Annotated in this window: 10 protein-coding genes and 1 tRNA gene; 6 read left to right on the forward strand and 5 right to left on the reverse strand. The window is 36.6% G+C overall.

Annotation, left to right across the window (positions count from 1 at the left end; genetic code table 11):
* Positions 1-32: 32 nt before the first annotated feature.
* The 3 genes from HNR69_RS05500 to mnmC all read right to left on the reverse strand — a co-directional run bounded on the left by HNR69_RS05500 (position 33) and on the right by mnmC (position 3,721).
* Positions 33-821, reverse strand: a complete 789-nt coding sequence (locus tag HNR69_RS05500) for an enoyl-ACP reductase FabI (protein WP_011608818.1) — start codon at positions 819-821, stop codon at positions 33-35.
* Between the two features lie 90 nt (positions 822-911).
* On the reverse strand, positions 912-1,667 hold the full coding sequence (locus HNR69_RS05505) for a Nif3-like dinuclear metal center hexameric protein (RefSeq protein ID WP_041605273.1): 756 nt from the start codon (positions 1,665-1,667) through the stop codon (positions 912-914).
* Between the two features lie 23 nt (positions 1,668-1,690).
* On the reverse strand, positions 1,691-3,721 hold the full coding sequence (gene mnmC / locus HNR69_RS05510) for a bifunctional tRNA (5-methylaminomethyl-2-thiouridine)(34)-methyltransferase MnmC2/FAD-dependent 5-carboxymethylaminomethyl-2-thiouridine(34) oxidoreductase MnmC1 (protein WP_075293474.1): 2,031 nt from the start codon (positions 3,719-3,721) through the stop codon (positions 1,691-1,693).
* Positions 3,722-3,875: 154 nt separating this feature from the next.
* Between mnmC and fabB the strand changes: the two genes are divergently transcribed.
* Positions 3,876-5,096, forward strand: coding sequence for a beta-ketoacyl-ACP synthase I (fabB, locus tag HNR69_RS05515; RefSeq protein ID WP_135026475.1), 1,221 nt, complete (start codon positions 3,876-3,878; stop codon positions 5,094-5,096).
* A 448-nt stretch (positions 5,097-5,544) separates the two neighbouring features.
* Positions 5,545-6,843 carry an ammonium transporter gene (locus HNR69_RS05520; protein WP_011609256.1) on the forward strand — a complete coding sequence of 433 codons (1,299 nt, stop codon included), beginning with the start codon at positions 5,545-5,547 and terminating at the stop codon, positions 6,841-6,843.
* 877 nt (positions 6,844-7,720) lie between these two features.
* Here the strand turns inward: HNR69_RS05520 and HNR69_RS05525 are convergent.
* Both HNR69_RS05525 and orn read right to left on the reverse strand, forming a co-directional pair.
* Positions 7,721-7,796 (reverse strand) — tRNA-Gly (locus HNR69_RS05525).
* Between the two features lie 96 nt (positions 7,797-7,892).
* On the reverse strand, positions 7,893-8,447 hold the full coding sequence (orn, locus tag HNR69_RS05530; RefSeq protein WP_075293472.1) for an oligoribonuclease: 555 nt from the start codon (positions 8,445-8,447) through the stop codon (positions 7,893-7,895).
* A 69-nt stretch (positions 8,448-8,516) separates the two neighbouring features.
* Here orn and rsgA point away from each other — a divergent pair, with 69 nt between their 5' ends.
* The 4 genes from rsgA to crr all read left to right on the forward strand — a co-directional run bounded on the left by rsgA (position 8,517) and on the right by crr (position 12,444).
* On the forward strand, positions 8,517-9,569 hold the full coding sequence (gene rsgA, locus HNR69_RS05535) for a small ribosomal subunit biogenesis GTPase RsgA (RefSeq protein ID WP_075293471.1): 1,053 nt from the start codon (positions 8,517-8,519) through the stop codon (positions 9,567-9,569).
* Between the two features lie 222 nt (positions 9,570-9,791).
* Positions 9,792-10,049 (forward strand): phosphocarrier protein Hpr, encoded by a 258-nt coding sequence (gene ptsH, locus HNR69_RS05540; RefSeq protein WP_011609253.1) that lies wholly within the window; start codon positions 9,792-9,794, stop codon positions 10,047-10,049.
* A 104-nt stretch (positions 10,050-10,153) separates the two neighbouring features.
* Positions 10,154-11,881 (forward strand): phosphoenolpyruvate-protein phosphotransferase PtsI, encoded by a 1,728-nt coding sequence (gene ptsI, locus HNR69_RS05545; RefSeq protein ID WP_075293470.1) that lies wholly within the window; start codon positions 10,154-10,156, stop codon positions 11,879-11,881.
* A gap of 62 nt (positions 11,882-11,943) precedes the next feature.
* Positions 11,944-12,444, forward strand: a complete 501-nt coding sequence (crr, locus tag HNR69_RS05550; RefSeq protein WP_011609251.1) for a PTS glucose transporter subunit IIA — start codon at positions 11,944-11,946, stop codon at positions 12,442-12,444.
* Positions 12,445-12,670 lie beyond the last annotated feature (226 nt).

Below are 12,670 nucleotides of genomic sequence, written 5' to 3' on the forward strand. Positions count from 1 at the left end.
GTTGAACATCCCTAGAAAAGATTAAATGTAGATTATTCTGCACCTAAGTCGCCCATGGCAGTAATGCTAAAACCGGCATCAACATGCAATACTTCACCTGTTATACCTGAAGCCAATTCTGAGCATAAGAATGCGGCTGAATTGCCTACATCTTCAATAGTTACGGTACGACGTAGAGGGGCTGTGTTTTCAAAAGTGGCCAGCATTTTCTTGAAGTTTTTAATGCCTGATGCCGCTAAAGTGCGGATTGGACCGGCTGAAATAGCATTGACACGAATACCGTCTTTACCTAAGTCTGCCGCCATAACACGAGTTGCCGCTTCAAGAGAGGCTTTCGCTAAACACATCACATTATAGTTTGGAATGGCACGTTCAGCACCTAAATAAGTCAACGTTAATAAGCCGGCGTTTTGATTTAACATTGGACGGGCTGCTTGTGCCATTGCAACGAAACTGTATGCACTAATATCATGTGCAATGCGATAGCCTTCACGAGTTGCCGCATTGACATAGTCGCCGTCAAGCTGATCACCCGGAGCAAAAGCAATAGCATGCACAAAACCATCAAACTTGTCCCAATGCTGTTTTAATTGTGAAAAACATGCCTTGATGCTTTCATCTGTTGCAACATCCAAAGGTAAAACAATAGTAGAACCAAATTCTTGTGCAAATTCTTCTACACGTGCTTTTAATTTATCGTTTAAATAAGTGAACGCTAATTCAGCTCCTTCACGTTTCATTGCCGTTGCAATACCATAAGCAATAGAACGGTTGCTCGCCAAACCAGTGATTAAAATGCGTTTACCTGCTAAAAATCCCATAATAAAACCCTTTATTCGGTTAGTTAAAAAGTCGGCATAGTATAAGTCAAAATGAGAGAAAAAACAAAAGACGCAAGAGTACGCTGATCTTTAAGCTGGATTATCAATATCTTTAAATTCAACTTCAAAACCGTATTCTTGAGCTAGCCATTCGCCTAAGGCCTTAATACCATAACGCTCCGTTGCGTGATGACCGGCGGCAAAAAAATGAATGCCTTGTTCTCTGGCTGAATGGATCGTTTGTTCCGATACTTCGCCGGTAATAAAAGCATCTAATCCTTTTGTTGCAGCCAAATCAATATAACCTTGCCCGCCGCCGGTACAAATACCGACAGTTCGGATTAAGTGCGGTGCATTTTCACCACAAAATAAGGGTTTACGCCCTAATGCTTTTTCAATGCGTTGAGCCAATTCTTCACCGCTTACCGTCTCAACTAAATCACCATAAACAGGAATACTGAAACTACCATTTTCTAATGGGCGTAAATTTTCAATACCTAATAACTTCGCAAGTTGTGTATTGTTACCCAACTCTGCGTGTGTATCTAACGGTAGATGATATCCATACATATTGATGTCATTTTGCAACAAGGTTTTAATGCGTTTACCTTTCATCCCTCGGATGCAAGGATTTTCATTTTTCCAGAAATAGCCATGATGAACCAAAATTGCATCAGCTTGTTGTGCAACGGCATAATCAATTAACGCCTGGCTTGCGGTTACACCGGTAATAATTTTTTGCACATTGGATTTTCCTTCAATTTGTAAACCGTTGGGTGCATAATCGGATATATTGGCACTATTGAGTTTTTGGTTGATAAGTTGCTCCAGTTCAAGATTATTCATATTGTTATCCATCCAATTAAATTTTATTTAATTTCAGTTCCTTTTAATAACTTACGTATCCAACTGCGATTTGGGCTGAGATTATGTAGAATATCTTCGCTCAAAGGGAGTGGTTCTGCATAAATCAGAGAGGCAAGGGTTTCACCTAATAAAGCGGCTGAAGTTAACCCTCTTGAGCCTAACGCACCGATGAGATATAAATTTTTCCATTGTGCTGCATCAGGAATAGGCTGTTTACGACGACGTAAATTGAAGATGTTTCGGTAGTCTAAACATTGTTGCTCAAAATGAGGTACATTCCCCATAATCGGCACACGATCACGCACTGAACAACGAACACCTATTCTAGCTATATTGGCTGATATATCAATATCCTGCAACCAATCCATGTTTTTATCCGTATCGGTAGAAGCTAGATTTTGTTGAATTTTTTGCTGATTTTCCAGTTGTTCTTGATAGCTAAAATGGCGATCTTTGTTATTGCGAATATGACTTGCACCAAGGCAATGACTCTGTTTCATTTTATCCGCCGGAGTTAAATAGCCATCGTAACAAAGTACGGATTTAAGTTTCAGTAAATTTTCACTGGTCGGAATTTGGCTGACTTGACCTCGTACGGGATAAAGAGGAAGTTTAGCTGTTTGCACAAAATCTGTAATTTGATAACCATTGGCGAGTACAACAACTTGATGATTAAAGGTTTCATTTTGTTCATTGGTTAAAACCCATTGTAAATTTCGGTAGTCAAGTGCGGTAATTTTTTGTGAGGTTTTGATCTCTAATCCAAGTTGTTGTAAGTAAGAGAAAGTATTTTGCACAAATTGACGTGGAGCAAGCCAAGCTCCCTGCGGAATAAAACCTCCTGCACAATCTAAAGGAAGCCCTATTTTTTCACTTAACTGCTCTTTATTTAAATTCTGATACAAGCTTTTTGACCATTGATAAGAAGAAATTTTTGCCAATTTAACCGCACTTTTGTGATCGTAAGCACAAAGTGCTACACCACAAAATTCATGTTCAAATTCTATACCTTGTTTAATTGCCCACTGCAATTGTTGTAAAGCATAGAAAAAGGCATGAACATAAAAACGAATGTTGCGATCATCGTCATCACTTAATTGAGGATAAAAAGCACCTTGTTTGTTACCGGAGGCATTGAGGGCAAGTTGCTCATCTTCACAATAAAGAGTGATTTTTGCCCCCCTTTTTAATAGTGAAAGTGCGGTGAAAAGTGAAGCGATTCCGCCTCCGATAATTGCAATGTCTTCAGAAAGTAATGAGGCGGGCTGACTTAAGTACCAAGGGGATTTTGCATTTTGTTGTGGAATAGCGTTTTTAATACCACATAAACATTCCCGCTTTTTGCCGTAACCTTTTCGTTTTTGTACTTCGAATCCGGCAGAAACTAATCCTTTTCTGACCGCACTTGCAGCGGTAAATGTGGAAAATGTTCCTTGTGGCTTGCTGTAATAGAACATCTGTTGATAGAGTTCATCATTCCACATTTGTGGATTTTTACTGGGTGAGAAACCATCTAAAAACCAAGCATCAATGCGATTTTGCATATAATCACCCAGTTGGGGCAAATTATCGGCAATATCACCAAACCATAAATCCAATGTTGTTTCAGCAAAATGAAAACGCTGACAACCTTGTATCGCCTCTAAGCAATAATCGCATAATTGTTGTGATAAAGCAGAAAATTGTGGGTAAAATTGATGAATTTGTTGTAGTTGAACTTTGGGAAGAGGGTATTTCTCAAAGGAAATAAAAAATAGATGTTTAAGTGGGGAATGAGAATATTGTTGCCGAAATTGGCGAAATAAACTTGTTACGGCAAGAAAATTTAAACCTGTACCAAATCCTGTTTCTGCAATGACAAAATGTTTTTCTTGATAGACAATCCAGCGTTCCCATAAATGATTACCTTGCTGAAATACGTATTCGCTTTCTGCTAAACCGTCTTGGTTGGAAAAATAAACGTCATTAAATTGTTCTGATACCGGTGTTTTTTCTTGATTCAGGTAAATTTTGGCGGGCGTAACTGTAAACATAATATAGCTAATTTTTTTGTTGCATTCATGATTTTTGCTATAATAGCGAAAATTTTTTCACTGGTCGAACATTCGAAGAAAGACTTGAAATATTTTCATTTTATAGTAAGTTGGCGACCGATTATTTTATTCTTTAACGTAAAGGAATGTTTCTATGAGAAGAGCCGTGGTTACAGGTTTTGGTATTATTTCTAGTATTGGTAATAATAAACAAGAAGTGTTAGAAGCTTTAAAAAAAGGGAAATCAGGTATTGAAGTGATGCCGGATTTTGTCAAGATGGGCATGCGTAGTCATATAGCGGGAACAATTAAATTAAACCCTGCTGAATTAATTGAACGCAAAATTTTCCGTTTTATGGGAGATGCTGCTGCTTATGCTTATCTCTCAATGAAAGAGGCCATCGAAGATGCTGGATTGACGGAAGATCAAGTTTCCAATGATCGTACCGGACTTGTCATCGGAGCGGGAACAGGATCCGGTCATAACCAAATGGTTGCTTGTGATGCTGTAAGGGGTCCAAGAGGCGTTAAAGCTATTGGACCTTATGCAGTAACTAAAACGATGGCATCTAGTGTATCGGCTTGCTTAGCAACGCCTTATAAAATCCGTGGCGTGAATTATTCGATTAGTTCTGCTTGTGCTACTTCTGCACATTGTATTGGACATGCCGTAGAATTAATTCAATTAGGTAAGCAGGATGTGGTTTTTGCCGGTGGAGCGGAAGAGTTATCTTGGGAATGTGCAACTGAATTTGATGCAATGGGAGCGGTTTCAACTAAATACAATGAAACGCCTGAGAAAGCTTCACGTGCTTATGACGCTCATCGTGACGGATTTGTGATTGCCGGTGGCGGTGCGGTAGTCGTTGTTGAAGAATTAGAACATGCTTTAGCTCGTGGAGCTAAAATTTATGCGGAAATCGTTGGCTATGGTGCTACATCTGATGGATACGATATGGTTGCACCGAGTGGTGAAGGTGCGGAGCGTTGTATGAAGCAAGCACTGGCAACAGTATATACGCCAATTGATTATATTAACGTGCATGGTACTTCTACACCTGTAGGTGATGTAAAAGAGTTAGGTGCCATTCGCAACGTATTTGCTGATCAAAAACCTGCCATTTCTTCTACGAAGTCAATGACGGGGCATTCACTAGGTGCGGCAGGTGCTCATGAAGCGATTTATAGCTTATTGATGTTAGAACATGATTTTATTGCACCCAGCATTAATATTGAAACTTTAGATGAACAGGCGGTCGGTATGAATATTGTGACTGAAACAAAAGAGAATGCGGGACTCGAAACCGTGATGTCGAATAGTTTTGGTTTTGGTGGAACCAATGCCTGCTTGGTTTTCAAGCGTTATAAAAAATAGAGATAATTCTTTTATAGTGATCTATCTAATGATTTAGACAGATACTGTTCTTTTAGACCTTATTTTAAAGAACTATTTTAGATATTGAAGTGAGCTGCCTCTAAAAGTTGGACGGAATAACCAACTGATTAGAGGCAGATTTTTATGATTAAATGCAAAACAACAAACTACTGAGTAGTCTTTTTATATTTTTAGAATTTGTTTTATATTAAAATTCTCTCTTTATCTTTAAATAAAAATTTAATAAATATCAAGTTTAATGAATATAATTTTTAATAATTGTTATTTTGATAAATTTAATTTAATGATATTATCTTAATGCTTTAATATGGAAGGTTAAATCCTGAAAAGCAAAGTACTGAATACGATGTTGCTATTAAGCGAACTTTTATACGCATGAAACAGGTCGTGGCGTCTTTTGATTTTTTATTTTATTGATGTGGTTATTATGAAAAAATTTATTTTACTCGGATTATTACTTTCTTTTTCTTCATCAAGCATTGCTGAGTTATCTGATTGGATTAAGCCGATTTCGGATATCTCCTCCGGAGATACTGCATGGGTGATGATATCTGCAATCTTGGTTTTATTTATGACTATCCCAGGTTTGGCATTATTTTATGGGGGAATGGTTCGTAAAAAGAATGTGCTGTCGACAATGGCACAAAGTTTTGCGGTAAGCGGTTTGATAGCCGTTATTTGGTTGTGTTTCGGTTATAGTCTTTCATTTACACCAAATAATGCTTTTATTGGCGGAATGGATCGTTTTTTTCTGCAAGGTTTAAATGTGTTTACTGAACAGAAAATGCTTACTGTTTATCCTGGAGCTGGAACGATTCCGGAATCTGTTTTTATGATTTTTCAAATGACCTTTGCCATTATTGCCGGAGCGATCATTACAGGTGCGACTGTAGAGCGTATGAAATTTTCGGCATTATTGTTATTTGTTGGATTATGGTCACTTTTGATTTATGTTCCTACCGCACATTGGGTATGGGGAATAGGTGGTTGGTTAGTAAATGATGGGGTATTGGATTATGCCGGTGGTACCGTTATTCATATTAATGCAGGTGTAGCAGGATTAGTCGCTGCAATTGTCATTGGTAAACGGGTCGGTTACAGACATGAAGTGATGATGCCGCACAATTTAGTATTAACTCTTATAGGTACGGCAATGTTGCAGATTGGTTGGTTTGGGTTTAATGCGGGTTCGGCACTTGCTGCTGATGCAAGAGCGGGTATGGCATTAGCAACTACTCAGATTTCAGCCTCGGTCGGAGCATTAACTTGGATATTAGTCGAAGTATTTTGTAAACACAAGCCGTCTGCGTTGGGTTTGGCATCAGGAGCGGTAGCAGGGTTGGTTGGTATTACGCCCGCTGCTGGTTTTGTATCGGTACAAAGTGCTTTATTCATAGGTATGATAACAAGTGCGGTCTGTTTTGTCGGTGTAATGAAACTCAAATATTGGTTTCGATACGATGATACGCTCGATGCGTTTGGTATTCACGGTTTAGGCGGGATTGTCGGAGCGGTGTTGACAGGCATATTCGTATCTCCTGATATTTCAGCCACCGAAACCACACTTTGGACACAAATTGAGAGTGTATTAATTACTATCATTTTTAGTGCCTCAGGTAGTTTTGTTTTATTAAAAATAATTGACAAAACCGTAGGGTTACGAGTGGAGCGAGATGAAGAACGTCAAGGTTTGGATTTAAGTTGCCATGGTGAAAGAATAGAATAGTTAAAAAATGACCGCACTTTACGCTTTATAAAGTGCGGTCAGATTATAGTAGCTATATAGTTTGAAGATGAAATTCGAACACCTATTATTTGGCGTTAATTAAATAATTTTTCCCTCCAGTATCCAATTCATTCTTTTAACAATTGTGAGTTTATATTCAAAGAAATTGCTTGTATTTGTACTTAAATCGTGAAGTTAGTCGTTGATGGTTGTAGAAAAAATAAAAGTTACATTCTAAAAGAAGATCCAAAATTTAAACACGCAATAGATAGTTTTGAATGGACAGCTTAGCCTTGTGGTAGGGTGGATGCTTGCCCTCGTTCTCTGTTTTTTGCTATCAACCTATTTTCAGGTAAATACAGAGAACCCTTCTCGACTAGTTTGGATTTACCGAGTAATCAATAAGGGAATATGCCTGAAAAAATGGTTCATTTCTTAATTGTTAGCATACTATTATCAAGCTGCATGAGTACTGCTATAAAATTTTAGGATAATTTAGGATAATACTGGGGGAACTCTCTCAAACAGAAGCCAAAATTTTTGATCAATGCCAAGAGGGGGTAATCAATTAAAAAGTAATAACAGATTTAACCATTAACTTTTAATTTACGGAGATATATGATAAACAGCGTGAACAATTCAATTTTTTAACGAACTAACCCATTCGTCAAATGTAATATCACTCAAATTAAGAATTTTGAAAAAGATTTTTCAATCAAAAGCCCTGAAGATTATAGAAATTATTTATGCTATTTAATAATAGCGGAGCTAGTGTTCATCATATGTATGGATTGCATAATTATGAGACATGTAGATTTTGAATGGAAAAAGGCATATTGGAGTATGAACAGGGAACTTTATATCGGTTATTATGATTTGGAGCGGGAAACGAGGCTCGAACTCGCGACCCCGACCTTGGCAAGGTCGTGCTCTACCAACTGAGCTATTCCCGCTTATTCCTGAAGAACGGAGCGTATTATACAAATATTTTACTAAGAAGCAAGGTTAAAATTTAAAAAAAACGCAACCTTGCTTGATTATTGGTTGAATTATTTGGTTGTTAAGTTAATAAAGGTATTCCTATAATGAGCTAATTCAGCAATGGATTCACGAATATCATCTAACGCCAAATGTGTGTTCTTTTTTTCAAAGCTATTTAGAATTTCAGGTTTCCATCTTGATGCGAGTTCTTTTAGTGTGCTTACATCTAAATGACGATAGTGAAAGTATTCAGCTAATTCAGGCATATAGTTGACTAAAAAACGTTTGTCTTGAGCTACACTGTTTCCACAAATAGGAGAAACACCTTTAGGAACCCATTTTTTTAGAAAATCCAAGGTTTGTAATTCTGCAGCCCGTTCTGTTAATTTGCTGTTTTTTACCCGTTCGATTAAGCCGTTAGATGTATGAGTTTTCACGCACCATTCATTCATGTTATTGAGAAGTTCGTTTGATTGATGAATGGCTAAAACAGGACCTTCAGCTAAAATATTGAGATCTTTATCTGTTACAATTGTTGCGATTTCAATAATCCGTTCTTTATCAGGATCTAAGCCTGTCATTTCCAAATCAATCCAAATAAGATTTTGTTTATCTAATTGCATAATAAGAGTATCCTATACAAAATTTCTTATATTCTAACTGAAAAATGACCGCACTTTAAGGATTTCTCTTTGAGCAAACGTAAATTAACCCAAAATCAACAACGTCGAATTCAATCTAATAATGCAAAAACATTACATCGTAATCAACATCGGCACAAATCAGATATTGATTGGCAAGATGATATGCTTGGTGATTTTCAAGATGGAACGGTTGTGACAAGATATGCTGTTCATGCTGATGTAGAAAATGAACAAGGTGAAATTGTTCGTTGTAATTTACGCCGTACATTGAAAAGTGTCGTTGTGGGCGATCGTGTTGTTTGGCGTAAAGGAAAGACACAACTACAAGGTGTAAGAGGGGTCATTGAAGCGGTTCAACCACGACATAATCAGATTGTACGCCCAGATTATTATGATGGCTTAAAATCGATTGCGGCTAATATTGATCGAATTATTATTGTTTCCGCCGTATTACCAAATTTATCTCTCAATATTATTGATCGTTATTTAGTTGTTTGTGAAAGTTCGAATATTCCTGCCGTTATTGTTGTAAATAAAGCAGATTTATTGAGTAGTGAAGCTCGAACAGAAGTTAGCTTACAACTCGAAATTTATCAGAAAATAGGTTATGAAACGTTATTAATCTCTGCCAAGAGCGGTGAAAATATGGATAAGCTAACCGCACTTTTGTCTGAGGGAACGTCTATTTTTGTTGGGCAATCAGGTGTGGGTAAATCAAGTTTAATTAATTATATTTTGCCTGAAGTGAATGCACAAACTGGTAAGCTCAGTCAAGTATCTGGTCTAGGTCAGCATACCACAACATCTTCTCGTCTATATCACTTATCACAAGGAGGAAATTTGATAGATTCTCCCGGTATTAGAGAGTTTGGTTTGTGGCATTTAGAGCGAGATCAAATCACGAACGGTTACCGAGAATTTCAGTATTTTTTGGGAACTTGTAAGTTTCGAGACTGTAAACATTTGCATGATCCGGGGTGTGCTATTCAGCTTGCAGTGAAAGAAGGAAAAATCGATCCTTTACGTTTTGAAAATTATCATAGACTAATTACAAGTTTGTCCGAAACTAAATCTCAACGGCATTTTATATCGGCGAATTAAGTTAAAGAAGATATTTTGTATACTTAATAAACAACTTGGAGCTTTTTTTGTGATGTAGTTCAAATTTTAATGTGGTTTACCTTGATTATTCTGATTTGAAACTTGATACTATGCGTCCGATTTATTTTTTTATTTAAAATAAATATGAACTGACACTAACGAATTGTTTTTGAAGCGTTAGGATACTACATGTAGAATGATTTAAATTAAGAGGATACAGTTATGTACTCAAAAGATGTTGAAATTACTGCACCAAATGGTTTACACACTCGTCCAGCTGCACAGTTTGTAAAAGAAGCCAAAGCGTTCGTTTCTGATATTACAGTAACTTCAGCGGGCAAAAGTGCTAGTGCAAAGAGTCTATTTAAGTTACAAACCTTGGGATTGACTCAAGGTACAGTTATTACGATTTCTGCTGATGGTGAAGATGAACAAAAAGCGGTTGAACACTTAGTTGCATTAATTCCTACTCTAGAATAATCAATATATTTATTAGCCATAACTTAATGTTTTCATAAATAATAAGTTTATGGCTATTGTGTTATTTAGCGTATTGTAATTTAAAATTATTTTGGAAGGTTAATATGATTTCAGGTATTACAGCATCACCAGGTATTGTATTTGGTAAGGCACTGGTGCTTAAAGAAGAAAAGATTGTTCTTGATACGCAAAAAATAAAAGATGAGCAAATAGACATTGAAGTTGCTCGTTTTTATAGCGGGCGTACGGCAGCTATAGAGCAATTGATTGCGATTAAAGATTGTGCTTTAGTCTCTTTAGGTGAGGAAAAAGCTGCAATTTTTGAAGGACATTTAATGATCCTTGAAGATGAAGAACTGGAAGAAGAAATTTTAGATTACTTACGTTCAAATAAGGTCAATGCAGGCGTTGCTGCAAGTAAGATTATTGATCAACAAGTTGCTATGTTGTCTGAAATTGACGATGAATACCTACAAGAGCGTGCCGGAGACATTCGTGATATTGGTAATCGTTTGATTAAAAATATTTTAGGTATGAAAATCGTTGATTTAGGGGATATTAATGAAGAGGCTATTTTGGTTGCTTATGATTTAACCCCTTCTGAAACAGCACAATTAAATTTGGATAAAGTATTAGGCTTCATTACAGACATTGGTGGGCGAACATCACATACTTCTATTATGGCTCGTTCTCTTGAATTGCCGGCTATTGTAGGAACCAATGATATCACTTCAAAAGTCAATACCGGTGATTATCTCGTTCTTGATGCGGTTAATAATGCGATTTATGTTAATCCGACACAAGAAGAAATTGAGCGTTTGAAAGCTTTAGAACGACAATTAGCCGAAGAAAAAGCGGAATTAGCTAAATTGAAAGATTTGCCAGCATTGACTTTAGACGGACATCAAGTAGATGTGGTAGCTAATATTGGCACTATTCGTGATTGTGAGGGGGCTGATCGTAATGGTGCTGAAGGCGTCGGATTATATCGGACAGAATTCTTATTTATGGATCGTGATCAGTTACCAACAGAAGAAGAACAATTTATTGCTTATAAAGAAGTTGTTGAAGCAATGAATGGTCGTTTAGTTGTGTTACGTACAATGGATATTGGTGGAGATAAAGATTTACCGTATTTGAATTTACCTAAAGAAATGAATCCTTTCTTAGGGTGGCGTGCGATTCGAATTGGTATGGATCGTCGTGAAATTTTACATGCTCAATTACGTGCAGTATTGCGTGCGTCAGCTTTTGGTAAATTAGCTGTTATGTTCCCGATGATTATTTCTGTTGAAGAAATTCGAGAATTGAAATCTGTGATTGAAAGTTTGAAACAAGAATTACGTGATGAGGGTAAGGCTTTTGATGAGAATCTTCAAGTTGGGGTAATGGTTGAAACACCGGCGGCAGCAATAAATGCAAAATTTTTAGCAAAAGAAGTCGATTTTTTTAGTATCGGGACGAATGATTTAACCCAATATACTTTAGCGGTTGATCGTGGGAATGAATTAATTTCACATTTATACAATCCGATGACACCGGCTGTATTAAACTTAATTAAGCATGTGATAGATGCATCTCATGAGGAAGGTAAATGGACTGGAATGTGCGGTGAGTTAGCAGGCGATGAAAATGCCACATTGTTATTGTTAGGTATGGGATTAGATGAATTTAGTATGAGTGCAATTTCGATACCTCGTATTAAAAAATTGATTCGCAATGTGAATTATCAGGATGCTAAATTACTTGCTGAGCAAGCATTACAGCAACCAACTGCGGCAGGTATTTTGAGCTTAGTTAATGATTTTTTAGTGGAAAAAGCACTTAATTAATATCATTTGATAAAAAATTACGCTAGAATAGTGCAATTATTCATGAGTAGGAGAAAGTTTAAATGGCTTTTTTTGATAAATTATTTGGTTCAAAGGAAAGCAAATCTATTGATGTTGAAATTTATGCACCTATATCAGGTACAATTGTAAATATTGAGGATGTACCGGATGTGGTTTTCTCTGAGAAAATAGTAGGTGATGGCATAGCAATTCGTCCTACGGGGAATAAGATTGTTGCACCTGTAGATGGAGTAATCGGTAGAATATTTGAAACTAACCATGCATTTTCAATAGAGTCCAAAGATGGCGTTGAGTTATTTGTTCACTTTGGTATTGATACAGTAGAATTGAAAGGTGAAGGTTTTACTCGTATTGTTCAGGAAGGTCAACAAGTAAAACGTGGTGAAACAATTATTGAATTTGATTTGGCTTCGTTGGAAGCAAAGGCAAAATCAGTATTAACTCCGCTGGTAATTTCAAATATGGATGAAATTAATAGTATGGATAAAATGTCTGGCGAGGTCGTGGCTGGCGAGTCAGTTGTACTCTTGTTGAAAAAATAATGAATAGTGTTATTTAAAACGGATTGGTAGTGGCTAATCCGTTTTTTTATATCAATAAATTTTTAAGGAAGAACAGCATGTGTTTTTTCTATTTTCATATAAAAACTACTATCTTTATTTCAAAAAATCTAATAACATTTACGAAATTTGTTAAGATTTGTGGCGTAAACTAGATTTGATTAGTTTCGTTGTGAGTTTTGCTAACATTATCAGAATTTTAGTTATC

The organism is Histophilus somni (assembly GCF_014202395.1).
Taxonomy (GTDB): domain Bacteria; phylum Pseudomonadota; class Gammaproteobacteria; order Enterobacterales; family Pasteurellaceae; genus Histophilus; species Histophilus somni.

Coding starts and splice junctions, on each gene's coding strand:
- HNR69_RS05500 (WP_011608818.1), bottom strand. CDS start 821: ATGGGATTTTTAGCAGGTAAACGCATTTTAATCACTGGTTTGGCGAGC.
- HNR69_RS05505 (WP_041605273.1), bottom strand. CDS start 1,667: ATGAATAATCTTGAACTGGAGCAACTTATCAACCAAAAACTCAATAGT.
- mnmC (WP_075293474.1), bottom strand. CDS start 3,721: ATGTTTACAGTTACGCCCGCCAAAATTTACCTGAATCAAGAAAAAACA.
- fabB (WP_135026475.1), top strand. CDS start 3,876: ATGAGAAGAGCCGTGGTTACAGGTTTTGGTATTATTTCTAGTATTGGT.
- HNR69_RS05520 (WP_011609256.1), top strand. CDS start 5,545: ATGAAAAAATTTATTTTACTCGGATTATTACTTTCTTTTTCTTCATCA.
- orn (WP_075293472.1), bottom strand. CDS start 8,447: ATGCAATTAGATAAACAAAATCTTATTTGGATTGATTTGGAAATGACA.
- ptsH (WP_011609253.1), top strand. CDS start 9,792: ATGTACTCAAAAGATGTTGAAATTACTGCACCAAATGGTTTACACACT.
- ptsI (WP_075293470.1), top strand. CDS start 10,154: ATGATTTCAGGTATTACAGCATCACCAGGTATTGTATTTGGTAAGGCA.
- crr (WP_011609251.1), top strand. CDS start 11,944: ATGGCTTTTTTTGATAAATTATTTGGTTCAAAGGAAAGCAAATCTATT.